The sequence below is a fragment of the Pseudomonas sp. ABa2 genome (assembly GCF_056676075.1).
This window is the reverse complement of record NZ_CM155239.1, coordinates 1,980,288-2,003,622: the sequence shown is the minus strand read 5'-3', so window position 1 is coordinate 2,003,622 and position 23,335 is coordinate 1,980,288. Positions and strand designations below refer to the sequence as shown.

The following is a 23,335-nucleotide window of genomic DNA, read 5'->3' as shown; positions in this document are numbered from 1 at the left end:
TGCCCATGCCTGCGCACGCCAGGGTTATCGGCCGCTCTGCCATAACCGTGGATGGAAACCCAGACATGAACACAACAACCCGTTCCGCCTACAACTACAGGGTGGTTCGCCAGTTCGCCATTATGACGGTGGTTTGGGGCATCGTCGGCATGGGACTCGGCGTTTTCATCGCCGCCCAGCTGGCCTGGCCCGACCTCAACTTCAACCTGCCGTGGACCAGCTTCGGCCGCCTGCGGCCGCTGCACACCAACGCGGTGATCTTCGCCTTCGGCGGCTGCGCGCTGTTCGCCACCAGCTACTACGCGGTACAGCGCACCAGCCAGGCCGCGCTGTTCGCGCCCAAGCTGGCCGCCTTCACCTTCTGGGGCTGGCAACTGGTGATCGTCCTGGCCGCCATCAGCCTGCCGCTGGGCTGGACCAGCTCCAAGGAATACGCCGAACTGGAATGGCCGATCGACCTCCTCATCACGGTGGTCTGGGTCGCCTACGCCATCGTCTTCTTCGGCACCATCGTCAAGCGCAAGGTCAGCCACATCTACGTGGGCAACTGGTTCTTCGGCGGCTTCATCCTCACCGTGGCGATCCTGCACGTGGTCAACAACCTGGAGATCCCGGTGACCCTGACCAAGTCCTACTCGCTGTACGCCGGCGCCACCGACGCGATGATCCAGTGGTGGTACGGCCACAACGCCGTGGGCTTCTTCCTCACCGCCGGCTTCCTCGGGATGATGTACTACTTCGTGCCCAAGCAGGCCGAACGCCCGGTCTACTCCTACCGCCTGTCCATCGTCCACTTCTGGGCGCTGATCGCGGTGTACATCTGGGCCGGCCCGCACCACCTGCACTACACCGCCCTGCCGGACTGGGCACAGAGCCTCGGCATGGTGATGTCGCTGATCCTCCTGGCGCCCAGCTGGGGCGGCATGATCAACGGCATGATGACCCTCTCCGGGGCCTGGCATAAGCTGCGCACCGACCCGATCCTGCGCTTTCTGGTGGTGTCGCTGGCGTTCTACGGCATGAGCACCTTCGAGGGCCCGATGATGGCGATCAAGACCGTCAACGCCCTGTCGCACTACACCGACTGGACCATCGGCCACGTCCACGCCGGCGCGCTCGGCTGGGTCGCCATGGTGTCGATCGGCTCGCTCTATCACCTGATTCCCAAGGTGTTCGGCCGCGAGCAGATGCACAGCGTCGGCCTGATCAACGCCCATTTCTGGCTGGCCACCATCGGCACCGTGCTGTACATCGCCTCGATGTGGGTCAACGGCATCACCCAGGGCCTGATGTGGCGCGCGGTGAACGAGGACGGCACCCTCACCTACTCCTTCGTCGAGGCGCTGGAAGCCAGCCACCCCGGCTTCGTGGTGCGGGTGATCGGCGGCGCCATCTTCTTCGTCGGCATGCTGCTGATGGCCTGGAACACCTGGCTGACCGTGCGCGCGGCGAAACCGGCCGAGGTGCAAGCCGCCGCGCAGTTCTCGGTTGAAGGAGCGCACTGATGAAACACGAGATTCTCGAGAAGAACATCGGCCTGATGGCGCTGGTGATGATACTCGCGGTGAGCATCGGCGGCCTGACGCAGATCGTCCCGCTGTTCTTCCAGGACGTCACCAACGAGCCGGTGGAGGGCCTCAAGCCCTACACCGCGCTGCAGCTGGAAGGTCGCGACATCTACATCAAGGAAGGCTGCGTCGGCTGCCACTCGCAGATGATCCGTCCGTTCCGCGCCGAGACCGAGCGCTACGGCCACTACTCGGTCGCTGGCGAAAGCGTCTGGGACCACCCGTTCCTGTGGGGCTCCAAGCGTACCGGCCCGGACCTGGCACGGGTCGGCGGCCGCTACTCGGACGAGTGGCACCGCGCTCACCTGTACAACCCGCGCAACGTCGTGCCCGAGTCGAAGATGCCGTCCTACCCCTGGCTGGTGGAGAACAAGCTCGACGGCCAGGACACCGCCAGGAAGATGAGCGCCCTGCGCACCCTCGGCGTGCCCTACAGCGACGCGGATATCGCCGGCGCTGGCGAGGCAGTGAAGGGCAAGAGCGAGATGGACGCCCTGGTCGCCTATCTCCAGGTGCTCGGCACCGCCGTGAAGAACAAGAGGTGAGCGCCATGTTCGAGCTGATCGATGTCGGCACCCTGCGCGGTCTGGGCACCGCCCTGGTACTGATCGCCTTCACCGCCGTGACCCTCTGGGCCTACAGCGGCAAACGCCGCGACGCTTTCGCCGCTGCGGCCAACCTGCCCTTCGCCGACGAAGCCAAGCCCGCCGTTTCGAGGACTGACGCATGACCCCCTTCTGGAGCTGGTACATCACCCTGCTGACCATCGGCACCCTGGTCGCCCTGTTCTGGCTGATCTTCGCCACCCGCAAGAGCGAGGTGCACAAGAACCCCACCGAGCAGACCATGGGCCATGCCTTCGACGGCATCGAGGAATACGACAACCCGCTGCCCAAGTGGTGGTTCATGCTGTTCCTCGGCACCCTGCTGTTCTCCATCGCCTACCTGCTGCTCTACCCCGGCCTGGGCAACTTCAGGGGCTGGCTGCCGGGCTACGAAGGCGGCTGGACCCAGGTCGCCCAGTGGCAGCGCGAGATGGACCGCGCCGACGAGGAGTACGGGCCGATCTTCGCCAAGTTCGCCGCCATGCCCATCGAGGAAGTAGCCAAGGACGAGCAGGCGCTGAAGATGGGCGGCCGCCTGTTCGCCTCCAACTGCTCGGTCTGCCACGGCTCCGACGCCAAGGGCAGCTACGGCTTCCCCAACCTGGCCGACGGCAGCTGGCGCTGGGGCGGCGCGGCGGAGACGATCAAGACCAGCATCCTCAAGGGCCGCATCGGCATGATGCCGGCGCAAGGTCCGGCCATCGGCGAGGACGGCGTGCGCAACGTCGCCGCCTACGTCCTCAGCGAACTGGGCGGCCGCGAGCTGCCGGACGATGCGCAGGCCGACCTCACCGCCGGCCAGCAGATCTTCGCCAGCACCTGCTCGGCGTGCCATGGCCAGGACGGCAGCGGCATGGCGCTGATGGGCGCGCCCAACCTGCGTCAGCCCGGCGCCTTTATCTACGGCAGCAGCTTCGCCCAGCTGCAGCAGACCATCCGCTACGGCCGCAGCGGCAACATGCCCGCCCAGGAAGACTTCCTCGGCAACGACAAGGCCCACCTGCTGGCGGCCTACGTGCTCAAGCTGAGCCAGGGCGACGCCGAGTAACCCTCAGCCTGCCGGCGACCGCAAGCGGGTCGTCGGCCCTTCCTTTATATGTCTGCGACCCAGTGTCGCACCCGCCGACCAATAGCCCGGCAATTCCCTTGAACTGGGCTAAGCTGCCTTTCAGTCGCCATCTGCCACAACTCCAAGGCGATCCCTTCTTAGCGCCGCGCAAACTGGTTGCGCAAAAGTCTGCCAACGCCACTACCAAGGCCCCGGCCAAGGCACGCGAAAGGCTCTGAAACCCTAATCGCGTCGGTATGTTGCGTTGCAATGGCTACCTGCTTTCTCCATACTTGCCGCCGATTTTTGCCCCATAAAACTCCATTAACCGTGGAACCCCTAGCATGAGCACAGCAATCAGTCAGACTGCTTATAACTATAAGGTGGTCCGCCAGTTCGCCATTATGACGGTGATCTGGGGGGTCATTGGGATGGGTCTAGGTGTGTTCATCGCCGCACAACTCGTGTGGCCGGAACTCAACCTGAACCTGCCGTGGACCAGCTTCGGCCGTCTGCGCCCGCTGCACACCAACGCGGTGATCTTCGCCTTCGGCGGATGCGCACTGTTCGCCACCTCGTACTACGTGGTTCAGCGCACCTGCCAGGCGCGCCTGATCTCCGACGGTCTGGCTGCCTTCACCTTCTGGGGTTGGCAAGCGGTGATCGTGCTCGCCGTGATCACCCTGCCCATGGGCTACACCAGCTCCAAGGAATACGCCGAGCTGGAGTGGCCGATCGACATCCTCCTGGGCGTGGTCTGGGTGACCTACCTGGTGGTGTTCTTCGGTACCATCGTCAAGCGTCGGACCAAGCACATCTATGTGGGCAACTGGTTCTTCGGCGCCTTCATCCTGGTCACCGCCATGCTGCACATCGTCAACAGCATGGAAATGCCGGTCAGCCTGTTCAAGTCGTACTCCATGTACGCCGGCGCCACCGACGCGATGATCCAGTGGTGGTACGGCCACAACGCCGTGGGCTTCTTCCTGACCACCGGCTTCCTCGGCATGATGTACTACTTCGTACCCAAGCAGGCCGAGCGTCCGATCTACTCCTACCGCCTGTCCATCGTGCACTTCTGGGCGCTGATCACCCTGTACATCTGGGCCGGTCCGCACCACCTGCACTACACCGCGCTGCCGGACTGGGCCCAGTCCCTGGGCATGGCCATGTCGGTGATTCTGCTGGCACCGAGCTGGGGCGGCATGATCAACGGCATGATGAGCCTGTCCGGCGCCTGGCATAAGCTGCGCACCGACCCGATCCTGCGCTTCCTGGTCGTGTCCCTGGCGTTCTACGGCATGTCGACCTTCGAAGGCCCGATGATGGCGATCAAGACCGTCAACGCCCTGTCGCACTACACCGACTGGACCATCGGCCACGTCCACGCCGGCGCGCTCGGCTGGGTCGCGATGATCTCCATCGGCTCGCTCTATCACCTGATTCCCAAGGTGTTCGGCCGCGAGCAGATGCACAGCGTCGGCCTGATCAACGCCCACTTCTGGCTCGCCACCATCGGCACCGTGCTGTACATCGCCTCGATGTGGGTCAACGGCATCACCCAGGGCCTGATGTGGCGCGCGGTGAACGAGGACGGCACCCTCACCTACTCCTTCGTCGAAGCGCTGGAAGCCAGCCACCCCGGCTACATCGTGCGCATGATCGGCGGCGCCTTCTTCGTCACCGGCATGCTGTTGATGGCCTACAACACCTACCGCACCGTGCGTGCCGCCAAGCCGGCTGAATACGAAGCGGCTGCGCAGTTCACCGCGGGGAGCGCTCACTGATGAAACACGAAATCATCGAGAAGAATATCGGCCTGATGGCGCTGCTGATGGTGATCGCCGTCAGCATCGGCGGCCTGACCCAGATCGTCCCGCTGTTCTTCCAGGACGTCACCAACGAGCCGGTGGAGGGCCTCAAGCCCTACACCGCGCTGCAGCTGGAAGGTCGCGATATCTACATCAAGGAAGGCTGCGTCGGCTGCCACTCGCAGATGATCCGTCCGTTCCGCGCCGAGACCGAGCGCTACGGCCACTACTCCGTCGCTGGCGAAAGCGTTTGGGATCACCCCTTCCTGTGGGGCTCCAAGCGTACCGGCCCGGACCTGGCCCGCGTCGGCGGCCGCTACTCAGACGAGTGGCACCGCGCCCACCTGTACAACCCGCGCAACGTCGTGCCCGAGTCGAAGATGCCCGCCTACCCCTGGCTGGTGGAGAACAAGCTCGACGGCCGCGACACCGCGAAGAAGATGGAAGTCATGCGTGGCTTCGGCATCCCCTACAGCGACGAGGACATCGCCGGCGCCAAGGATGCGGTGAAAGGCAAGACCGAAATGGACGCGCTGGTCGCGTACCTGCAGGTTCTCGGCACTTCCATCAAGAACAAACGGTAAAACGCTATGGACATCGGGATGATTCGCGGCATCGGCACGGCGGTGGTGTTCATCGCCTTCATCGGCGTGGTGCTCTGGGCCTACAGCAGCAAGCGCAAGTCCAGCTTCGACGAGGCTGCCAACCTGCCCTTCGCCGACGAGCCCGAGTCCAAGCGCGACCAAGACTCTTCCAGGAGCAATAACCAATGACCACGTTCTGGAGTTGGTACGTAACCATTCTGTCTCTGGGCACCATCTTCGCCCTGACCTGGCTGATCTTCGGCACCCGCAAGGGCCAGCGCCAGGAGACCACCGAGGAAACCGTAGGCCATGCCTTCGACGGCATCGAGGAGTATGACAACCCGCTGCCCAAGTGGTGGTTCATGCTGTTCGTCGCCACCATCGTCTTCGCCCTGGGCTACCTGGCCCTGTATCCGGGCCTGGGCAACTGGAAAGGCGTGCTGCCGGGCTACGACTACGTCGACAGCGACAAGCAGACCCCCTTCGCCGCTGGCGTACAGATCGCCGACGGCTCCATGCGTCACACTGGCTGGACCGGCGTGCACCAGTGGGAAAAGGAAATGGCGCGTGCCGACGAGCAATACGGCCCGCTGTTCGCCAAATACGCCGCCATGCCGATCGAGGAAGTGGCCAAGGACGAACAAGCCCTGAAAATGGGCGGTCGCCTGTTCGCCTCCAACTGCTCGGTCTGCCACGGCTCCGACGCCAAGGGCAGCTACGGCTTCCCCAACCTGACTGACAGCGAATGGCGCTGGGGCGGCGAGCCGGAAACCATCAAGACCACCATCCTCGCTGGCCGCCAGGGCGCCATGCCGGCCCAGGGCCCGGCCATCGGCGAAGACGGCGTGCGCAACGTCGCCGCCTACGTGTTGACCGAACTGGCTGGTCGTGAACTGCCGGAAGGCGTGGAAGCCGATATCGCAGCGGGCCAGAAGGTCTTCGCCGGTACCTGCTTCGCCTGCCACGGCGCCGACGGCAAGGGCACCCCGGCCATGGGCGCGCCCAACCTGACCAACCCGGCAGCCTTCATCTACGGTAGCAGCTACGCGCAACTGCAGCAGAGCATCCGCTACGGTCGTCACGGCAACATGCCGGCCCAGGAAGAATTCCTCGGCAACGACAAGGTGCACCTGCTGGCCGCTTACGTGTACAGCCTGTCGCACAAGGCCGAAGAGCAGTAATCGCAGAACGACTCTGTTGACAAGGGTCAATGAACGCCCGGGACGCGACCGCTGGTCGCACCCGGGCGTTGTCTTTCGGGCGTACCATGTAGCTACCGTGAATTGACCCTGACCGGCACGTATCGGCCCGGGCTGCCAACCAACCGCTTTGGTATGCATTGATGAGCGAACAGATCCCCGTCCAGGACGTCACCCCTCCTTCTGCCAAGAATGCCAGCGTCGACCTCTACGCCAGTCGCGAGAAGATCTACACCCGCGCATTCACCGGTCTGTTTCGCAACCTTCGACTCGCTGGTGGCGCCCTCCTCTTCCTGCTGTTCTTCGGTACCGTGTGGCTGAACTGGGATGGTCGCCAGGCCGTCTGGTGGAACCTGCCGGAACGCAAATTCCACATCTTCGGCGCCAGCTACTGGCCGCAGGATTTCATGCTGCTGTCCTGGCTGCTGATCATCTGCGCCTTCGGCTTGTTCTTCATCACCGTGTTCGCCGGCCGCGTCTGGTGCGGCTACACCTGCCCGCAGAGCGTGTGGACCTGGGTGTTCATGTGGGCGGAGAAGGTCACCGAGGGCGACCGCAACCAGCGCATGAAGCTGGACAAACAACCCATGAGCGGCGCCAAGCTGGCGCGCAAGGCCGCCAAGCACGGCATCTGGCTCGGCGTCTCGCTGGTCACCGCGCTGACCTTCGTCGGCTACTTCGCGCCGATCCGCGAACTGATCCCCGAACTGCTGACCTTCCAGGCCAACGGCTGGGCGGTGTTCTGGGTCGGCTTCTTTACCCTGGCCACCTACGGCAACGCCGGCTGGCTGCGCGAGCAGGTGTGCATCTACATGTGCCCCTACGCACGCTTCCAGAGCGTGATGTTCGACCAGGACACCCTGATCGTTTCCTACGACCCGCGCCGCGGCGAGAGCCGCGGCCCGCGCAAGAAGGACGCCGACTACAAGGCCCAGGGCCTGGGCGACTGCATCGACTGCAAGATGTGCGTGCAGGTCTGCCCCACCGGCATCGACATCCGCGACGGCCTGCAGATCGAGTGCATCGGCTGCGCCGCCTGCATCGACGCCTGCGACAGCATCATGGAGAAGATGAACTACCCCAAGGGGCTGATCAGCTACACAACCGAACACAATCTTTCCGGGCACAAGACCCACCTGCTGCGCCCGCGCCTGATAGGCTACGCCGTCGCGCTGCTGGCGATGATCGGCCTGTTCGCCTGGGCCGTGGCCACCCGCCCGCTGGTGGAGCTGGACGTGATCAAGGACCGCGTGCTGTTCCGCGAGAACGAGCGCGGCCACATCGAGAACGTCTACACCCTGAAGATCATGAACAAGGCGCAGCGCGACATGACCTACCTGGTCGAGGCCGAAGGCCTCGACGGCCTGGTCTACGAGGGCAAGCGCGAGGTGCGGGCGCTGGCCGGCGAGGTGTATGCCTTCCCGGTAGAGCTGTCCATCGCCCCGGAGAAACTGCCCTCCAGCGCCAACGAAATCGTCTTCCGCGTGCGCGCGCTGGACGACCCCAGTATCGAGAACGACGCCGACAGCCGCTTTATCGGCCCGAGCGTCCGCTGACAACGGAAAGAGCATGTCCGAGCAAACCCCTTCGCCCGTCAAACCCTGGTACAAGCAGTTCTGGCCCTGGTTCATCCTGTTCTTGCTGGGCTATTCGGTGGTGCAGGGTCTGACCCTGCTCACCATCGCCACCAAGAATCCGCCGGGGCTGATCTCCGACGACTACTACGACGTCGGCAAGGGCATCAACCAGTCGCTGGAGCGCGAGAAGCTGGCCGAGCGCCTGCAGCTGCACGGCGAGCTGGTGCTCGACGACAGCACCGGCACCGCGACCCTGAGCCTGCAAGGCAACAGCCGGCCGCAGCAGATCGTCCTCAACCTGATCTCGCCGACCCAGCCGGAGCGCGATCGCCGCGTCATCCTGCAACCCGGCGCCGATGGCCAGTACCGTGGACAGATGGTCGACCAGGTCAGTGGCCGCCGCTTCGTCGAACTGCTCGGCCAGGAAGGCAGCCAGAGCTGGCGCCTGTTCGAGGAAGAGAACATCGCCGATGGCCAGACCATCATGATCGGTGACAACCCTTCCTACTGACCCTGCCGATGCCCGCCCCTACTCCCTGCTACCACTGCGGCCTGCCGGTTCCCGCCGGCAGCCGTTATCGTGCCGAGGTGCTCGGCCAAAGCCGTGAAATGTGCTGCCCCGGCTGCCAGGCGGTGGCCGAGGCCATAGTCGCCGGCGGCCTGGAGCACTACTACAAGCACCGCAGCGAGAACGCCGCCAACCCGCAGGCGCTGCCCCAGGCCCTGCCGGACGAGCTGGCGCTGTACGACCGCAGCGAGGTGCAGCAGCCCTTCGTTCAGCAGGATGGCGAGCTGAGCGAGACCCAGCTGCTGATCGAAGGCATCAGCTGCGCCGCCTGCGGCTGGCTGATCGAGAAACACCTGCGCGGCGTGCCCGGGGTCGCCGAGGCGCACCTGAACCTGTCCAACCACCGCCTGCAGGTGCGCTGGAGCGACAGCCAGCTGCCGCTCAGCCAGCTGCTCGCCGAGCTGCGCCGCATCGGCTATGCCGGCCACCCCTGGCAGGCCGACCAGGCCGCCGCGCGCCTGGCCGCGGAGAACCGCCGCAGCATGCGCGAGCTGGGCGTGGCCGGGCTGCTGTGGATGCAGGTGATGATGGCGACCATGGCCACCTGGCCGGAATTCAACATCGACCTGTCGCCAGAGCTGGACAAGATCCTGCGCTGGACCAGCCTGTTCCTCACCACCCCCATCGTCTTCTATTGCTGCGGCCAGTTCTTCCGCGGCGCCCTGCGCGACCTGCGCACCCGCCACCTGACCATGGACGTCTCGGTGTCGCTGGCCATCGGCGGCGCCTACGTCGCCGGCATCTGGTCCACCGTCACCGGCCAGGGCGAGCTGTACTTCGATGCGGTGGGCATGTTCGCCCTGTTCCTGCTGGCCGGCCGTTATCTGGAGCGGCGCGCCCGCGAACGCACGGCGGCGGCCACCGCGCAACTGGTCAAGCTGCTGCCGGCCTCCTGCCTGCGTCTGGACCAAGGCGGCCAGAGCCAGCGCGTGCTGCTCAGCGAACTGCAGACCGGTGAACGCGTGCTGGTCCAGCCCGGCGCGCTGATTCCCGCCGACGGCCGCGTGCTGGCCGGCCAGTCCAGCGTCGACGAGTCGCTGCTCACCGGCGAATACCTGCCACAGCCGCGCAACGTCGGCGACAGCGTCACCGCCGGCACGCTCAACGTCGAAGGGCCGCTGACCGTCGAGGTGCAAGCCCTGGGCGACGCCACCCGTCTGTCGGCAATCGTCCGCCTGCTGGAGCGGGCGCAGAGCGAGAAGCCGCGCCTGGCGGAGATCGCCGACCGGGTGGCGCAGTGGTTCCTGCTGTTTATCCTGATCGCCGCGGCGCTGGTCGGCCTGGCCTGGTGGCAGATCGATGCCGAGCGCGCCTTCTGGGTGGTGCTCTCGCTGCTGGTGGCCACCTGCCCCTGCGCGCTGGCACTGGCCACCCCCACCGCCTTGACCACCGCCACCGGCAGCCTGCACAAACTGGGCATGCTGCTGACCCGCGGCCATGTGCTCGAAGGGCTCAATCAGATCGACACCCTGGTGCTGGACAAGACCGGCACCCTGACCGAGGGCCGTCTGACGCTCAGGGCCATCCAGCCGCTGCGCGAGCTGGACCAGGACACCTGCCTGGCGCTGGCCGCGGCCCTGGAGAACCGCTCCGAGCACCCCATCGCCCGCGCCTTCGGCCAGGCGCCGCGCGCCGCCGAGTCGGTCGACAGCCATCCCGGCCAGGGCCTGCAGGGCCGCGTCGACGGCCGTCTGCTGCGCATCGGCGAGGCTAGCTTCGTCTGCGCCCTGAGCGGCCAGGCCGTGCCGTCGATTGCCGGCGAGCACGGCCAATGGCTGCTGCTGGGCGATGAACGAGGGCCGCTGGCCTGGTTCGTGCTCGACGACCGCCTGCGCGAGGATGCGCCCGAGCTGATCGCCGCCGCTCGCGCCCGTGGCTGGCAGATCCATCTGCTGTCCGGCGACAGCTCGCCGATGGTTGGCGAAGTCGCCCGCCAGCTGGGCATCGAGGATGCCCGCGGCGGCCTGACCCCGGATGCCAAGCTGGCGGTGCTCAAGCAGCTGCACGGCGCCGGCCGCCGCGTGCTGATGCTCGGCGACGGGGTCAACGACGTGCCGGTGCTGGCCGCCGCCGACATCAGCGTGGCCATGGGCTCGGCCTCCGACCTGGCCAAGACCAGCGCCGACGCGGTGCTGCTGTCCAACCACCTGGGCAGCCTGGTGCAGGGCCTGACCCTGGCCAAGCGCACGCGGCGCATCATCGTCGAGAACCTGACCTGGGCCACCCTGTACAATGGCCTGGTGCTGCCCTTCGCCGCCCTCGGCTGGATCACCCCGATCTGGGCCGCGGTGGGCATGTCGCTCAGCTCGCTGCTGGTGGTGCTCAATGCGCTGCGCCTGAGCCGCACCCCGAACACCTAGGCGCGAGCGCTGCTCGCGAAGAAGCGGTTCGCGAGCAGAGCCCGCCCCTACTCAGATGCCACCATGGAGACCGCATGTCCGCCCTCTATATCCTGATCCCCGTGGCCATCGCCCTGGTCGGTTTCGCCATCTGGCTGTTCTTCTGGGCGGTGGACAGCGGCCAGTACGACGACCTCGACGGCCCGGCGCACAGCATTCTGTTCGACGACGAAGACCCGCTGCACAAGGCGGGGGTCGAACAGGCCGAAGAGCAGAGCAAGCAGGACAAACCCGATGCTTGAGCTGGCGCCGCTGCTGGTGTCGGCGCTGATTCTCGGCCTGCTCGGCGGCGGTCACTGCCTGGGCATGTGCGGCGGCCTGATGGGCGCGCTGACCCTGGCAATCCCGGCCGAGCAGCGCGGCCGCCGCCTGCGCCTGCTGCTGACCTACAACCTCGGTCGCATCCTCAGTTATGCCGCCGCCGGCCTGCTCCTCGGTCTGGCCGGCTGGGCCATTGCCGGCAGCGCCGGCGAAGTGGTGATGCGCACCCTGGCGGCCCTGCTGCTGATCGCCATGGGCCTGTACCTGGCCGGCTGGTGGAGCGGCCTGACCCGTATCGAGGCGCTCGGCCGCGGCCTGTGGCGCCACATTCAACCGCTGACCCGGCGCTTTATGCCGGTCACCAGCCTGCCGCGCGCCCTGGTGCTGGGCGGGCTGTGGGGCTGGCTGCCCTGCGGGCTGGTCTACAGCACCCTGCTGTGGGCCTCCAGCCAGGGCAACGCGGTCGACAGTGCCGTGCTGATGCTGGCTTTCGGCCTGGGCACCTGGCCGGTGCTGCTGGCCACTGGCCTCGCCGCCGAACGCGTCACCGCCCTGCTGCGCCAGCGCGGCATTCGCATGGCCGGCGGCCTGCTGGTCATCCTGTTCGGCCTCTGGACCCTGCCCGGCCCGCACCAGCACTGGCTGATGGGGCACTGAGACGCCATATCCAACGCCGCCGCCCGCTGCCCCCCGTTGGGCTTCGCTGCGCTCAGCGCCAACCTACAGCTGCGCCGGCACATGTAACGCGCGCGCCAGGCAAACGCACGGCGACCTGACTCAGATCAACAGCCGCCGCCGCCGCACTCCCTAGACTGGCCCCACTGCCTTTCCAGGATTTTTTCCATGCTCGACGCCATCCAGTGGGACGCCGACCTGATCCGCCGCTACGATCTGGCCGGCCCGCGCTACACCTCCTATCCGACCGCCGTGCAGTTCCACGACGACATCGGCCCCTTCGACCTGCTGCACGCCCTGCGCGACAGCCGCAAGGGCAAGCGCCCGCTGTCGCTGTACCTGCACATCCCGTTCTGCGCGCACATCTGCTACTACTGCGCCTGCAACAAGGTGATCACCAAGGACCGCGGCCGCGCCCTGCCCTATCTGGAGAAGCTCGAACGCGAGATCGAGATCATCAGCCGCTACCTGGACCGGGGCCAGGTGATCGAGCAGCTGCACTTCGGCGGCGGTACGCCTACCTTCCTCAGCCACGACGAACTGCGCCGGCTGATGCAGCACCTGCGCCAGCACTTCCACCTGCTGGACGACGACTCCGGCGACTACAGCATCGAGATCGACCCGCGCGAGGCCGACTGGTCGACCATGGGTCTGCTGCGCGAGCTGGGCTTCAACCGCGTCAGCCTCGGCGTGCAGGACCTCGACCCCGAGGTGCAGCGCGCGGTCAACCGCCTGCAGACCCTGGAGGAGACCCGCGCCATAGTCGAGGCGGCGCGCACCCTGCAGTTCCGTTCGCTGAACATCGACCTGATCTACGGCCTGCCCAAGCAGACCCCCGAGCGCTTCGCCCGTACCGTCGCCGAGGTGATCGCCCTGCAGCCGGATCGCCTGTCGCTGTTCAACTACGCCCATCTACCCGAGCGCTTCATGCCGCAGCGGCGCATCAGCGCCGACGACCTGCCCAGCCCGGCGCAGAAACTGGAGATGCTGCAGGCCAGCATCGAGCAGCTGACCCGCGCCGGCTACCGCTACATCGGCATGGACCACTTCGCCCTGCCCGACGACGAGCTGGCCGTGGCCCAGGAGGAAGGCACCCTGCAGCGCAACTTCCAGGGCTACACCACCCACGGTCATTGCGACCTGATCGGTCTGGGGGTGTCGGCCATCAGCCAGATCGGCGACCTCTACAGCCAGAACGACAGCGACATCGCCAGCTACCAGCAAAGCCTCGGCAACGGCCAACTGGCCACCCGCCGCGGCCTGCACTGCAACGCCGACGACCGCGTGCGCCGCGCGGTGATCCAGCAGCTGATCTGTCATTTCCAGCTGGATTTCGCCGCCATCGAGCAGGCCCACGGCCTGGTCTTTCGCGACTACTTCGCCGCGCTCTGGCCCGAGCTGCAGCAACTGGCCCGCGACGGCCTGATCAGACTCGACGCCGAACGCCTCGAAGTGTTGCCCGCCGGCCGCCTGCTGGTACGTTCGCTGTGCATGCTGTTCGACCGCTACCTCAACGACCAGGTGCGCCAGCGCTTCTCGCGGGTGATCTGACGGCCGCCGCGCCGGTAGCAGCCGGCTTGCCGGCGATCAGGGCTAGGCCATCGCCAGGCTGGCGGCGGTCATCATCTGCTCGTCGCTGAGGCCGTTGTCGCGCATCAGCTTGATCAGGTTGGCATTGGCCGCCGTCAAGGCGCTGTTGAGCGACGCCAGCTCGGTCTGCAGCCCTTCAAGCTGCTGGCGCTTGGTTTCCGCATCGAGGCTCTGATCGCTCATGATCGCCTCGATCTGCGCCTGCTTCTCGGCGATCTGCGCCTTCAGCTCGCGGATCATCTTCAGCAGCTGCTTAATGCTGTCGGGTAGCCCGCTGTCGTCGATGTCCTGGTTCTTGCCGGCCTTGGCCGACAGGCTCCTGCCCAGCTCGGAGAGACTGATGCGCAGGCCCTCGCGCACCTCCTCGGGACTGCGCTCGCCTGCGCTATTTTGTCGCTGCACGCCGCGGACCAGATTGGCCAGCGGAGCGCCGGATTCGATGCGCATCGCGCTGCTCCCTGCGTTGAACTAAGGTTCCACTGTCTGGGTCGGCCGCCTGGCGACGAACTTGAGCGGATGGTCAGACCTTGCTACGACTGGCCGGCATCCGCCCCCTGCTGTACCCTTACGAACATTGCGTGTTTACCCGGGAAGCCCAACGATGTCCGAGAGCATCAAGCTGCGTGCGCAGCATCAAGCCCATTGCAAGGATTGCAGCCTGGCCAGCCTGTGCCTGCCGATCTCGCTGAACCTGGAAGACATGGACGCGCTGGACGAGATCGTCAAGCGCGGCCGCCCGTTGAAGAAGGGCGAATTCCTGTTCCGCCAGGGCGACGCCTTCGGCTCGGTGTTCGCCGTGCGCTCCGGCGCACTGAAGACCTTCAGCCTGAGCGACGCCGGCGAGGAGCAGATCACCGGTTTCCACCTGCCCAGCGAGCTGGTCGGCCTATCCGGCGTCGACGGCGAGCGCTACCCGGTCTCGGCCCAGGCGCTGGAGACCACCTCGGTGTGCGAGATCCCCTTCGAGCGCCTCGACGACCTGGCCCTGCAGCTGCCGCAGCTGCGCCGCCAGCTGATGCGCGTCATGAGCCGGGAGATCCGCGACGATCAGCAGATGATGCTGTTGCTGTCGAAGAAGACCGCCGACGAACGCATCGCCACCTTCCTGGTCAACCTCTCCGCGCGTTTCCGTGCCCGCGGCTTCTCCGCCAACCAGTTCCGCCTGGCCATGTCGCGCAACGAAATTGGTAACTATTTGGGCCTTGCGGTGGAGACGGTGTCTCGCGTATTTACCCGCTTCCAACAGAACAAGCTGCTCGAAGCCGAAGGCAAGGAAGTGCACATTCTCGACCCCATCGAGCTGTGCGCCCTGGCCGGCGGCAACCTCGACGTCTGAGCTCGCCCGCGAGTCGTGGGCGCAGCGCCTTTCAGGAACCCGCGATGATTTTCGACGAATTCAGCATCAAGACCCTGATCCGCCCGGTGCCGGACTTTCCCAAGCCGGGGGTGATCTTCCGCGACATCACCCCGCTGTTCCAGTCGCCGCGCGCCCTGCGCATGGTCGCCGACAGTTTCATCCAGCGTTACGTGGAGGCCGAGTTCAGCCATATCGGCGCCATGGACGCGCGCGGCTTCCTGATCGGCTCGATCATCGCCTACGAACTGAACAAGCCGCTGGTGCTGTTCCGCAAGCAGGGCAAGCTGCCGGCCGACGTGCTCAGCGAGGGCTACCAGACCGAATACGGCGAAGCCTTCCTCGAGGTGCATGCCGACAGCCTCTGCGAGGGCGACTCGGTGCTGATCTTCGATGACCTGATCGCCACCGGCGGCACCCTGCTGGCCGCCGCCAAGCTGGTGCGACGCATGGGCGCCAGCATCCATGAAGCCGCGGCGATCATCGATCTGCCGGAACTGGGCGGCTCGCAGAAGCTGCAGGACATCGGCATCCCCACCTTCTGCCTGACCGCCTTCGCCCTCGACGATCGTTGAGCAGCTGCCGCGTAGCCCGGATGCCATCCGGGACAGGCGTGCGCCCCATCCCGGACGGCATCGGGGCCACCGATATCCACTGAAGTAATCATGAACGAACTCGAACTGAAGCAATCCCCCGCCGACTGGCGCCAGCGCCTGGGCCAGCTGATGGACGGCCTGGCCGTGCAGCGCCTGGTCACCCTGCTGATCGTGATCAACGCCGCCATTCTCGGCCTGCAGACCTCGCCGGCGATCATGGCCGACTGGGGCCGGCCGCTGCTGACCCTGGACGCCATCATCCTCGCCTGCTTCGTCATCGAGCTGGCGCTGCGCTTCGCCGCCCGCGGCCCCGGCCTGCTGCGCGACCCCTGGGCGGTGTTCGACTGCCTGGTGGTGGGCATCGCCCTGGTACCGGCCAGCGGCCCCTTCGCCGTGCTGCGCGCCCTGCGCGTGTTGCGTGTGCTGCGCCTGATCTCGATCAACCCGAGCATGCGCAAGGTGGTGCAGGCGCTGCTCGCCTCGCTGCCGGGCATGGGCAGCATCGTCATGCTGATGGGACTGATCTTCTACGTCGCCGCGGTAATGGCCACCCAGCTGTTCGGCCAGAGCTTCCCCGAGTGGTTCGGTAACATCGGCGCCAGCCTCTACACCCTGTTCCAGGTGATGACCCTGGAGAGCTGGTCGATGGGCATCGTGCGTCCGGTGATGGAGGCCTATCCGCTGGCCTGGCTGTTCTTCGTGCCCTACATCCTCGTCGCCACTTTCATGATGCTCAACCTGTTCATCGCGGTGATCGTCAACGCCATGCAGAGCACCCACGAGCCCAGCGCCGAGGAACAGGCCGCGGAGGCCCGCGAGCAGGCCATTCTCGACGAGCTCAGGGCGCTACGCGGCGAAATCGCCGAGCTGCGCCGCCAGAGCCGCTAACCCGCGCTCGCCTCGACCAGGGCGGGTTGCCCCGCCCTGGCCCCTTCAGTCCCTCGCGCCTGTCCGACACGACCCGCCTTAAGTTGGCGGCGTCCGGCGCGCCTGCGCCCGATAGTTACATCGTTCAATGACACGATTGCTCGTGTCGCCCAGAGCCGCACAACAACCGGGAGCACCGGCTCCCCAGAAGAGGACTCGAACGATGAGCGCCAGCGCCACCCTTCCCCAGCCGAAATCCAGCTTCCCGGTTCGCCGCATGGACTTCAGCTTCTCCGAGACGCCCAAGTACTGGTTCTACGACGATCCCTTCATGAGCCAGTTCATGAACAACCTGTCGTCGCTGTTCCCCTACGGCGAGAAGTTCTTCGTCGACAGCGTGCGGGCGGTGCGCGACCAGGTCAGCGAACCGCAGTTGAAGAAGGACATCAGCGCCTTCATCGGCCAGGAGGCCATGCACTCCAAGGAGCACGCGGCCTACAACGACTACGCCAATGAGCACGATATCGACCTGGAGCGCCTGGAGCTGCGCATCAAGGTGCTGCTGGAGTGGGTCACCAAGGTCAGCACCAAGAAGCAGCGTCTGGCCGCCACCTGCGCCCTGGAGCACTTCACCGCGACCATGGCCGAGCAGCTGCTCAAGCGCGAAGACCTCACCACCCAGATGAACGACCCCAAGCTGTACCAGCTGTGGATGTGGCACGCCATCGAGGAGAACGAGCACAAGGCGGTCTGCTACGACGTGTACCAGAAGGTCTACGGCGGCTATTTCACCCGCACCCTGGTGATGATGCTGACCACCGTGATCTTCCTCGGCGTGATCGGCTGGTTCCAGGTGCACCTGCTGCGCAAGGACGGCCAGCTGTTCAATTGGCGCAGCTGGGGTTTCGGCCTGAAGACGCTGTTCGGCCCGCGCAACGGCTTCTTCACCAAGCTGATCGGCCCCTACCTGGACTACTACCGCCCCGGCTTCCACCCCAAGGATCACGACACCGCGCAACTGGAAAGCCGCTGGCGCCAGCGCCTCGGCTTCGCCAACTGATGTCCCTTCGGGCGGCCCTGGCCGCCCTTTTTCATTCGCCTGTGCGCCCCGGAACACGCACTGTGGGAGCGGCTTGAGCCGCCAAATTCGCGGATAAAATCCGCTCCGAGCAAAGCGCCTCGGACGACCCTCAGCCCAGGCGCAGCTGCCCCAGGCTCTGCAGCACGCTGGCGCCGGTGAACAGCATGACGATCTGCTCCTCGGCCAGCGCGCGGATCACCGCACGCCGCTGCGGCTGGCCGATATAGTCCAGCGACTGCTCGAACAGGCTGCGGCTGATCAGCCCGGACACCTGGCGCACCGCTGCCGCGCTGACGATACCCGGCAGCAGCTTGAACTCGAGGATGTCCTCGGCCATGTCGTCGGCGAAATCGTCCATCACCTGGCGCAGCGCCTCGCGCAATACGGGCGAGGCGCCGTGCAGTTCGCGCACGCCGATGATGAAGGCCTCGGGGTGCTCGGCGACGAAGTCGAAGAACAGCTGCACCGTCTCGTGACAGACGCGCCGACCGCGGCCGAGGTCGATGCCCAGCAGCTTGGGCAGCACCGGCCCCTCGTCCTTGACCGCGCGCTGCGCGGCCTCGCGGCGCAGGTCGCGCAATGGCTGGCGCAGCAGCTGGGTGATCTCGCCGATCACGCTCAGGCCGAGATCGTCGACGTCGCGAAAATGCCGGTAGAAGGTATTGGGGTTGAGCCCGGCCTCGCGCGCCAGCTCGCGCAGGCCCAGGCTGCTGAGGCTGCGGCTGGTTGAGGTGAGACGTAACGCCGCCTCCATCAGCAGGCGCTTGCCGGGGGCTTCGCTGGCCCTGTCGCGTAGCTGCGTTTCGTCGCTGTGCATCCTCACCCCTACCGAAAGTTGGCTTGTTGGTCCGCTGGCGCGCCGCGAGTATACATCTGTCTACTCAGGTATACAGCTGTAGACCTCAACAAGAACGACAAGCAGGAGTTCGCCCATGAATGCGCCCGTGTCACCCCCTACCGCTGCCCGCCAGTGCAAGATCGCCATCCTCGGCAGCGGCTTCTCCGGCCTCGGCATGGCGATACGCCTCAAGCAACAGGGCGAGCAGGATTTCCTCCTGTTCGAGAAAGAAGCCGGCGTCGGCGGCACCTGGCGGGTCAACAACTACCCGGGCTGCGGCTGCGACGTGCAATCGCACCTGTATTCCTTCTCCTTCGAGCCCAATCCGAACTGGACGCGGATGTTCGCCAAGCAGCCGGAGATCAAGCAATACCTGGAAGGCTGCTGGAAGAAGTACCGTCTGCAGGACAAGACCCTGCTCGGCACCGAGGTGGTGCAGATCCGCTGGGACGAGCAGGCCGAGCTGTGGCACCTGCAGGACCGCGCCGGCAACCGTTACAGCGCGCAGTTCGTGGTCTCCGGCATGGGCGCGCTGTCGACGCCGTCGATTCCCAAGCTCAAGGGCCTGGAGCACTTCACCGGCGAGGTCTTTCACTCGCAGCAGTGGAACCACGACTACGACCTCACCGGCAAACGCGTGGCGGTGATCGGCACCGGCGCCTCGGCCATCCAGTTCGTGCCGCAGATCCAGAAGCAGGTGGCCAAGCTCGACCTCTATCAGCGCACCGCGCCCTGGATCATGCCCAAGCCCGACCGCGCCATCCGCGACGGCGAGCGCGCCCGCTTCCGGCGTTTCCCGCTGGCGCAGAAGCTCTGGCGCGGCGCCCTGTACGGCATCCTCGAAAGCCGGGTGATCGCCTTCGCCTTCGCCCCGCGCCTGCTGCGCCTGGCCCAGGGCATCGCCAAGCTGTACATCAACAGGCAGATCAAGGATCCGGTGCTGCGCGCCAAGGTCACCCCGGACTACACCATGGGCTGCAAGCGCGTGCTGATCTCCAACGACTACTACCCGGCGCTGGTGCAGCCGAACGTCGCGGTGATCACCGACGGCATCGCCGAAATCCTGCCGCACGGCGTGCGCACCGCCGATGGCCAGGAGCGCGAGGTCGACGCCATCATCTTCGGCACCGGCTTCACCCCCAGCGACCCGCTGCCGCGCGGCACGGTGTTCGGCCGCGGCGGCGTCGACCTGCTCGACACCTGGCCGATGGGCCCGGAAGCCTACAAGGGCACCATGACCGCCGGCTTCCCCAACCTGTTCTTCCTCATGGGACCGAACACCGGGCTGGGCCACAACTCCATGGTCTATATGATCGAGTCGCAGATCGCCTACGTGCTCGGCGCCCTCAAGCAGGTCGAGGACGGCCGCCTGCAGAGCCTGGAACCCAAGCGCGAGGCGCAGGATGCCTTCAACCGGAAGATCCAGGGCACCCTCGGCGGCACGGTGTGGAACGCCGGCGGCTGCATGAGCTGGTACCTGCACCCGGTCAGCGGGCGCAACTGCACGGTTTGGCCCGGTTTCACCTGGCGCTTTCGCATGCTGACGCGCCACTTCGACTCGGCGGCCTACCACTTCAGCCGCAAGGACGCCGTACACCCGGCGCAGAGCAACGCCCTCATCCTCGACGTGCAGGAGGCCACCGCATGAAATCCTTCGAAAACAAAGTAGCCGCCATCACCGGCGCCGGCTCCGGCATCGGCCGCGCCCTCGCCTACCACCTGGCCCGCCAGGGCTGCCACCTGGCGCTGTCCGACGTCAATCTCGAGGGCCTCACGGAAACCGCCGAACAGGCGCGCAAGCTTGGCGTCACCGTCAGCCAGCAGCGGGTCGACGTTGCCGACCGCGCCGCCATGCAGGCCTGGGCCGAGCAGGTGGTGGCCGAGTTCGGCCGGGTCAATGCCATCTTCAACAACGCCGGCGTGGCGCAGGGCGGCACCGTGGAAGGCAACGATTACGCCGACTACGAGTGGATCATGAACATCAACTTCTGGGGCGTGGTCAACGGCACCAAGGCCTTCCTGCCCCACCTCAAGGCGGCCGGCCAGGGCCACGTGGTCAACGTCTCCAGCGTCTTCGGCCTGTTCTCCCAGCCCGGCATGAGCGCCTACAACGCCAGCAAGTTCGCCGTACGCGGCTTCACCGAATCACTGCGCCAGGAGCTGGACATGGACGCTTGCGGCGTGTCCGCCAGCTGCGTGCACCCTGGCGGCATTCGCACCAATATCGCCAAGACCGCGCGGATGAACGACAGCCTGGCCAAGGTCACAGGGCAAGCCGCCGAGCAGGCGCGCCAGCAGTTCAACGATCAGTTGCTGCGCACCACGCCGGAACAGGCGGCCAAGGTCATAGTGGGCGGCGTGCTGGCCAACAAGCGGCGCATCCTGATCGGCGCCGACGCTCATGTGCTGGACTGGATGCAGCGCAGCATGCCGGCGCTGTACCAGCGCCTGGTGACCGTCTCGATGCGCCTGGCCGCGCGCTTCGCGCCCAAGCCCAAGGGGGCAGCCAAGGTGCGCGAGGCGACCGAGTAGAAAGCGCCACCACGGGGCCGGCCCATGCCGGTCCCGTGCGTTTTGTCGGGTAACGCCCGGCGCTGCGCCATCTGGGCTATGGTGGGGAAACCGACGCAACACTCATCCACGCGGTGCCGATTCCGGCCCCCGGCTGGAACCCTCGGGCCAGCGTCGACGCCCGGGGCGGCGCCTCGCCATGAGGATAAGCCCATGAGCACCATGACCTGCACCCACCGCGACCACATCATTCGCGCCACGGTGATGGAACACCCAGGCCTGCCCACGCCCTGGGCCGGCGGCTGCCAGATCACCGACCCCGACGGCCACACCAGCAAGCGCCAGACCCTGCCGGTGGACTATGCCTTCATGGACGACCTGAATAAGGCGCAGCGCGCCTCCATCGCCCACGGCAAATGGCTGGTGGACCAGAAGCTGGACCACGGCCGCAGCTGGCATTGACTCTGGGTGCACCGCAGCCCGTAGCCCGGATGAAATCCGCGGCAGAGCGCAAGGCTTTCCCCGGTGGCATCCGGGCTATGCATCCCGCCGCAGCGGATCGAGCAGCGGCTTGAGGCCGTTGTGGTCGATCTCCTGCATCAGCGCCAGCAGCTGGCCCAGTTCGCCCTTGGGAAAACCGGCGCGGGCGAACCAGTTGAGGTAGTGCCCGGGCAGGTCGGCGATCAGCCGATCCTTGTACTTGCCGTAGGGCATGCGGCGGGTCACCAGGAGTTTCAGCGCTTCGGGGTTCATCGGGGTCTCGCACAATGATCGGCGGTAACGCCGGCCATTGTGCCAGAGCCTCAGCGCGCGAGCGCCTCGCGCACGAAATCCAGGCGATCCTGGCCGAAGAACATCTCGCCGCCGACGAAGCAGGTCGGCGCGCCGAACACGCCGCGCTTGACCGCCTCCTCGGTGGTCGCCTTGAGCGCGTCCTTCACCTCTTGTTCGGCGATCTGCGCCTGCAGCGCCTCGGCGTCGAAGCCGGCCGCGGTCAGTACTTCGGCCACCTTCGCCGGATCGCCGAGATTCAGGCCATCCACCCAGATCGCCTGAAACAGCGCCTGCAGGCCCGCCGCCAAGCGCTCGGGCTGATACAGCTGGATGGCGACGACCAGGCGCATCAGGCTCAGGGTATTGAGCGGGAAATGCGGGTTGAAGCGCATCGCCACGCCGTAGCGCTCGGCGAAGCGCGCCAGGTCGCGCAGCATGTAGCGGCCCTTGGCCGGGATCAGCGCCGGCGAGGCGTTGCCGGTGGCCTGGAACACGCCGCCCAGCAGCATCGGCCGGTAGACCAGCGCGGCGCCGCTGTCGCGGCAGATGGCGGGCAGTTGGGTATGGGCCAGGTAGGAGGCCGGGCTGCCCAGGTCGAAGAAGAATTCCACGCTCTTGCTCATGGCGGTCACTCGCTTGTGGTTATGGGGCAATTACCAGCGCTCGATCCAGGGCCGCAGGTCCAGCTCGAAGGTCCAGGCGTCGCGCGGCTGGCTGTGCAGGTACCAGTAGCTGTCGGCGATATGCTCGGGATCGAGGATGCCGTCCTGGTCCTTCTTGGCATAGAGCTCGGGGAAGCTGTCGCGGATAAAGGCGGTGTCGATCGCGCCGTCCACCACCACATGGGCGACATGCACGTTCAGCGGCCCCAGCTCGCGCGCCATGCTCTGCGCCAGGGCGCGGATGCCGTGCTTGGCGCCGGCGAAGGCGGCGAACCCGGCGGCGCCGCGCAGACCGGCGGTGGCGCCGGTGAACAGGATGGTGCCGCGGCCGCGGGCGACCATGCGCTTGGCCACCGCCTGGCTGGTGAGGAACCCGGCGAAGCAGGCCATTTCCCAGATCTTGAAGTACTTGCGCGCGGTCTCCTCAAGGATGCTGCAGGGCACGTTGGCGCCGATGTTGAAGACCATCGCCTCGATCGGGCCGATCTCCCGTTCGATGTGCTCGACCAGTTCGGCCACCTGCTCTTCCTGGCGCGCATCGGAGGCGAAACCATGGGCCTCGCCGCCCTCGGCGCGAATCTGCTCGAGCAGCGGCTGCAACTTGTCCAGGCTGCGCCGGGTGACGCAGGCGATATAGCCTTCGCGGGCGAAACGCCGGGCGATGGCGCCGCCGGTGGCATCGCCGGCGCCGATAACCAGTGCGACTTTCTTGTTGTGTACGTCACTCATGGCCTACCTCGCCAACTAAACGATCGTTAGGTGAACGG

The 23,335-nt window shown here is 66.2% G+C and carries 26 protein-coding genes; 21 read left to right on the top strand and 5 right to left on the bottom strand.

Going from position 1 to position 23,335, the window contains the following annotated elements:
* Nucleotides 1-65: 65 nt before the first annotated feature.
* From ccoN (AC1G9C_RS09885) to hemN, 14 genes are all read left to right on the top strand, one after another.
* Complete coding sequence (gene ccoN, locus AC1G9C_RS09885) at nucleotides 66-1,505, top strand: cytochrome-c oxidase, cbb3-type subunit I (protein ID WP_397497297.1); 1,440 nt, start codon at nucleotides 66-68, stop codon at nucleotides 1,503-1,505.
* A complete protein-coding gene (gene ccoO, locus AC1G9C_RS09880; RefSeq protein WP_397497298.1) occupies nucleotides 1,505-2,113 on the top strand; it encodes a cytochrome-c oxidase, cbb3-type subunit II in 609 nt (202 codons plus the stop codon). The genes ccoN (AC1G9C_RS09885) and ccoO (AC1G9C_RS09880) overlap by 1 nt, the downstream gene beginning before the upstream one ends.
* Before the next feature lie 5 nt (nucleotides 2,114-2,118).
* Complete coding sequence (locus AC1G9C_RS09875; RefSeq protein ID WP_021442855.1) at nucleotides 2,119-2,298, top strand: cbb3-type cytochrome oxidase subunit 3; 180 nt, start codon at nucleotides 2,119-2,121, stop codon at nucleotides 2,296-2,298.
* Nucleotides 2,295-3,221, top strand: a complete 927-nt coding sequence (gene ccoP, locus AC1G9C_RS09870) for a cytochrome-c oxidase, cbb3-type subunit III (protein ID WP_480410058.1) — start codon at nucleotides 2,295-2,297, stop codon at nucleotides 3,219-3,221. The genes AC1G9C_RS09875 and ccoP (AC1G9C_RS09870) overlap by 4 nt, the downstream gene beginning before the upstream one ends.
* 344 nt (nucleotides 3,222-3,565) lie before the next feature.
* Nucleotides 3,566-5,008, top strand: coding sequence for a cytochrome-c oxidase, cbb3-type subunit I (gene ccoN, locus AC1G9C_RS09865; RefSeq protein WP_031302835.1), 1,443 nt, complete (start codon nucleotides 3,566-3,568; stop codon nucleotides 5,006-5,008).
* Nucleotides 5,008-5,616: a cytochrome-c oxidase, cbb3-type subunit II gene (gene ccoO, locus AC1G9C_RS09860; RefSeq protein ID WP_021442858.1), complete on the top strand. Its 609-nt coding sequence runs from the start codon at nucleotides 5,008-5,010 to the stop codon at nucleotides 5,614-5,616. The genes ccoN (AC1G9C_RS09865) and ccoO (AC1G9C_RS09860) overlap by 1 nt, the downstream gene beginning before the upstream one ends.
* Before the next feature lie 6 nt (nucleotides 5,617-5,622).
* Nucleotides 5,623-5,805, top strand: coding sequence for a CcoQ/FixQ family Cbb3-type cytochrome c oxidase assembly chaperone (locus AC1G9C_RS09855; protein WP_021442859.1), 183 nt, complete (start codon nucleotides 5,623-5,625; stop codon nucleotides 5,803-5,805).
* On the top strand, nucleotides 5,802-6,797 hold the full coding sequence (ccoP, locus tag AC1G9C_RS09850) for a cytochrome-c oxidase, cbb3-type subunit III (protein ID WP_021442860.1): 996 nt from the start codon (nucleotides 5,802-5,804) through the stop codon (nucleotides 6,795-6,797). Before AC1G9C_RS09855 ends, ccoP (AC1G9C_RS09850) begins: the two co-directional genes overlap by 4 nt.
* Before the next feature lie 161 nt (nucleotides 6,798-6,958).
* The gene (gene ccoG / locus AC1G9C_RS09845; RefSeq protein ID WP_480410057.1) at nucleotides 6,959-8,371 is read left to right on the top strand and encodes a cytochrome c oxidase accessory protein CcoG; all 1,413 of its coding nucleotides are present in this window, start codon (nucleotides 6,959-6,961) and stop codon (nucleotides 8,369-8,371) included.
* A gap of 13 nt (nucleotides 8,372-8,384) precedes the next feature.
* Entirely contained in the window at nucleotides 8,385-8,903 is a 519-nt protein-coding gene (locus tag AC1G9C_RS09840) for a FixH family protein (RefSeq protein WP_021442862.1), read from the top strand.
* An 8-nt stretch (nucleotides 8,904-8,911) separates the two neighbouring features.
* Nucleotides 8,912-11,320: a heavy metal translocating P-type ATPase gene (locus tag AC1G9C_RS09835; protein ID WP_480410056.1), complete on the top strand. Its 2,409-nt coding sequence runs from the start codon at nucleotides 8,912-8,914 to the stop codon at nucleotides 11,318-11,320.
* 74 nt (nucleotides 11,321-11,394) lie between these two features.
* Nucleotides 11,395-11,601: a cbb3-type cytochrome oxidase assembly protein CcoS gene (ccoS, locus tag AC1G9C_RS09830; RefSeq protein ID WP_096826649.1), complete on the top strand. Its 207-nt coding sequence runs from the start codon at nucleotides 11,395-11,397 to the stop codon at nucleotides 11,599-11,601.
* Nucleotides 11,594-12,277: a sulfite exporter TauE/SafE family protein gene (locus AC1G9C_RS09825; RefSeq protein WP_480410055.1), complete on the top strand. Its 684-nt coding sequence runs from the start codon at nucleotides 11,594-11,596 to the stop codon at nucleotides 12,275-12,277. The genes ccoS and AC1G9C_RS09825 overlap by 8 nt, the downstream gene beginning before the upstream one ends.
* A gap of 186 nt (nucleotides 12,278-12,463) precedes the next feature.
* Nucleotides 12,464-13,846: an oxygen-independent coproporphyrinogen III oxidase gene (gene hemN / locus AC1G9C_RS09820; protein ID WP_480410054.1), complete on the top strand. Its 1,383-nt coding sequence runs from the start codon at nucleotides 12,464-12,466 to the stop codon at nucleotides 13,844-13,846.
* Nucleotides 13,847-13,888: 42 nt separating this feature from the next.
* Here the strand turns inward: hemN and AC1G9C_RS09815 are convergent, their stop codons facing one another.
* A complete protein-coding gene (locus AC1G9C_RS09815; RefSeq protein ID WP_397497304.1) occupies nucleotides 13,889-14,332 on the bottom strand; it encodes a hypothetical protein in 444 nt (147 codons plus the stop codon).
* 154 nt (nucleotides 14,333-14,486) lie between these two features.
* On the opposite strand from AC1G9C_RS09815, the gene fnr reads away from it, so the two are divergent.
* From fnr to AC1G9C_RS09795, 4 genes are all read left to right on the top strand, one after another.
* On the top strand, nucleotides 14,487-15,221 hold the full coding sequence (gene fnr, locus AC1G9C_RS09810) for a fumarate/nitrate reduction transcriptional regulator Fnr (protein WP_021442868.1): 735 nt from the start codon (nucleotides 14,487-14,489) through the stop codon (nucleotides 15,219-15,221).
* Between the two features lie 44 nt (nucleotides 15,222-15,265).
* Nucleotides 15,266-15,814 (top strand): adenine phosphoribosyltransferase, encoded by a 549-nt coding sequence (locus tag AC1G9C_RS09805; protein WP_021442869.1) that lies wholly within the window; start codon nucleotides 15,266-15,268, stop codon nucleotides 15,812-15,814.
* Nucleotides 15,815-15,904: 90 nt separating this feature from the next.
* Nucleotides 15,905-16,723, top strand: a complete 819-nt coding sequence (locus AC1G9C_RS09800) for an ion transporter (protein WP_480410053.1) — start codon at nucleotides 15,905-15,907, stop codon at nucleotides 16,721-16,723.
* A 202-nt stretch (nucleotides 16,724-16,925) separates the two neighbouring features.
* Nucleotides 16,926-17,762 carry a metal-dependent hydrolase gene (locus tag AC1G9C_RS09795; protein ID WP_480410052.1) on the top strand — a complete coding sequence of 279 codons (837 nt, stop codon included), beginning with the start codon at nucleotides 16,926-16,928 and terminating at the stop codon, nucleotides 17,760-17,762.
* 130 nt (nucleotides 17,763-17,892) lie between these two features.
* Here AC1G9C_RS09795 and AC1G9C_RS09790 read toward each other — a convergent pair whose 3' ends face one another.
* Nucleotides 17,893-18,600, bottom strand: coding sequence for a TetR family transcriptional regulator (locus AC1G9C_RS09790; RefSeq protein ID WP_480410051.1), 708 nt, complete (start codon nucleotides 18,598-18,600; stop codon nucleotides 17,893-17,895).
* A 115-nt stretch (nucleotides 18,601-18,715) separates the two neighbouring features.
* Here AC1G9C_RS09790 and AC1G9C_RS09785 point away from each other — a divergent pair, with 115 nt between their 5' ends.
* From AC1G9C_RS09785 to AC1G9C_RS09775, 3 genes are all read left to right on the top strand, one after another.
* On the top strand, nucleotides 18,716-20,269 hold the full coding sequence (locus tag AC1G9C_RS09785) for a flavin-containing monooxygenase (protein ID WP_480410050.1): 1,554 nt from the start codon (nucleotides 18,716-18,718) through the stop codon (nucleotides 20,267-20,269).
* Nucleotides 20,266-21,153: an SDR family NAD(P)-dependent oxidoreductase gene (locus AC1G9C_RS09780; RefSeq protein ID WP_480410049.1), complete on the top strand. Its 888-nt coding sequence runs from the start codon at nucleotides 20,266-20,268 to the stop codon at nucleotides 21,151-21,153. The genes AC1G9C_RS09785 and AC1G9C_RS09780 overlap by 4 nt, the downstream gene beginning before the upstream one ends.
* Nucleotides 21,154-21,345: 192 nt before the next feature.
* Nucleotides 21,346-21,594 carry a hypothetical protein gene (locus AC1G9C_RS09775; RefSeq protein ID WP_021442875.1) on the top strand — a complete coding sequence of 83 codons (249 nt, stop codon included), beginning with the start codon at nucleotides 21,346-21,348 and terminating at the stop codon, nucleotides 21,592-21,594.
* Between the two features lie 75 nt (nucleotides 21,595-21,669).
* Here the strand turns inward: AC1G9C_RS09775 and AC1G9C_RS09770 are convergent, their stop codons facing one another.
* From AC1G9C_RS09770 to AC1G9C_RS09760, 3 genes are read right to left on the bottom strand one after another with little or no spacing between them, the layout of a single operon-like run.
* On the bottom strand, nucleotides 21,670-21,885 hold the full coding sequence (locus AC1G9C_RS09770; protein WP_021442876.1) for a DUF3820 family protein: 216 nt from the start codon (nucleotides 21,883-21,885) through the stop codon (nucleotides 21,670-21,672).
* A 50-nt stretch (nucleotides 21,886-21,935) separates the two neighbouring features.
* Nucleotides 21,936-22,529 (bottom strand): 2-hydroxychromene-2-carboxylate isomerase, encoded by a 594-nt coding sequence (locus AC1G9C_RS09765; RefSeq protein ID WP_021442877.1) that lies wholly within the window; start codon nucleotides 22,527-22,529, stop codon nucleotides 21,936-21,938.
* A 30-nt stretch (nucleotides 22,530-22,559) separates the two neighbouring features.
* The gene (locus AC1G9C_RS09760; protein ID WP_480410048.1) at nucleotides 22,560-23,297 is read right to left on the bottom strand and encodes an SDR family oxidoreductase; all 738 of its coding nucleotides are present in this window, start codon (nucleotides 23,295-23,297) and stop codon (nucleotides 22,560-22,562) included.
* Nucleotides 23,298-23,335 lie beyond the last annotated feature (38 nt).

Coding starts and splice junctions, on each gene's coding strand:
- ccoN (WP_397497297.1), top strand. CDS start 66: ATGAACACAACAACCCGTTCCGCCTACAACTACAGGGTGGTTCGCCAG.
- ccoO (WP_397497298.1), top strand. CDS start 1,505: ATGAAACACGAGATTCTCGAGAAGAACATCGGCCTGATGGCGCTGGTG.
- AC1G9C_RS09875 (WP_021442855.1), top strand. CDS start 2,119: ATGTTCGAGCTGATCGATGTCGGCACCCTGCGCGGTCTGGGCACCGCC.
- ccoP (WP_480410058.1), top strand. CDS start 2,295: ATGACCCCCTTCTGGAGCTGGTACATCACCCTGCTGACCATCGGCACC.
- ccoN (WP_031302835.1), top strand. CDS start 3,566: ATGAGCACAGCAATCAGTCAGACTGCTTATAACTATAAGGTGGTCCGC.
- ccoO (WP_021442858.1), top strand. CDS start 5,008: ATGAAACACGAAATCATCGAGAAGAATATCGGCCTGATGGCGCTGCTG.
- AC1G9C_RS09855 (WP_021442859.1), top strand. CDS start 5,623: ATGGACATCGGGATGATTCGCGGCATCGGCACGGCGGTGGTGTTCATC.
- ccoP (WP_021442860.1), top strand. CDS start 5,802: ATGACCACGTTCTGGAGTTGGTACGTAACCATTCTGTCTCTGGGCACC.
- ccoG (WP_480410057.1), top strand. CDS start 6,959: ATGAGCGAACAGATCCCCGTCCAGGACGTCACCCCTCCTTCTGCCAAG.
- AC1G9C_RS09840 (WP_021442862.1), top strand. CDS start 8,385: ATGTCCGAGCAAACCCCTTCGCCCGTCAAACCCTGGTACAAGCAGTTC.
- AC1G9C_RS09835 (WP_480410056.1), top strand. CDS start 8,912: ATGCCCGCCCCTACTCCCTGCTACCACTGCGGCCTGCCGGTTCCCGCC.
- ccoS (WP_096826649.1), top strand. CDS start 11,395: ATGTCCGCCCTCTATATCCTGATCCCCGTGGCCATCGCCCTGGTCGGT.
- AC1G9C_RS09825 (WP_480410055.1), top strand. CDS start 11,594: ATGCTTGAGCTGGCGCCGCTGCTGGTGTCGGCGCTGATTCTCGGCCTG.
- hemN (WP_480410054.1), top strand. CDS start 12,464: ATGCTCGACGCCATCCAGTGGGACGCCGACCTGATCCGCCGCTACGAT.
- AC1G9C_RS09815 (WP_397497304.1), bottom strand. CDS start 14,332: ATGCGCATCGAATCCGGCGCTCCGCTGGCCAATCTGGTCCGCGGCGTG.
- fnr (WP_021442868.1), top strand. CDS start 14,487: ATGTCCGAGAGCATCAAGCTGCGTGCGCAGCATCAAGCCCATTGCAAG.
- AC1G9C_RS09805 (WP_021442869.1), top strand. CDS start 15,266: ATGATTTTCGACGAATTCAGCATCAAGACCCTGATCCGCCCGGTGCCG.
- AC1G9C_RS09800 (WP_480410053.1), top strand. CDS start 15,905: ATGAACGAACTCGAACTGAAGCAATCCCCCGCCGACTGGCGCCAGCGC.
- AC1G9C_RS09795 (WP_480410052.1), top strand. CDS start 16,926: ATGAGCGCCAGCGCCACCCTTCCCCAGCCGAAATCCAGCTTCCCGGTT.
- AC1G9C_RS09790 (WP_480410051.1), bottom strand. CDS start 18,600: ATGCACAGCGACGAAACGCAGCTACGCGACAGGGCCAGCGAAGCCCCC.
- AC1G9C_RS09785 (WP_480410050.1), top strand. CDS start 18,716: ATGAATGCGCCCGTGTCACCCCCTACCGCTGCCCGCCAGTGCAAGATC.
- AC1G9C_RS09780 (WP_480410049.1), top strand. CDS start 20,266: ATGAAATCCTTCGAAAACAAAGTAGCCGCCATCACCGGCGCCGGCTCC.
- AC1G9C_RS09775 (WP_021442875.1), top strand. CDS start 21,346: ATGAGCACCATGACCTGCACCCACCGCGACCACATCATTCGCGCCACG.
- AC1G9C_RS09770 (WP_021442876.1), bottom strand. CDS start 21,885: ATGAACCCCGAAGCGCTGAAACTCCTGGTGACCCGCCGCATGCCCTAC.
- AC1G9C_RS09765 (WP_021442877.1), bottom strand. CDS start 22,529: ATGAGCAAGAGCGTGGAATTCTTCTTCGACCTGGGCAGCCCGGCCTCC.
- AC1G9C_RS09760 (WP_480410048.1), bottom strand. CDS start 23,297: ATGAGTGACGTACACAACAAGAAAGTCGCACTGGTTATCGGCGCCGGC.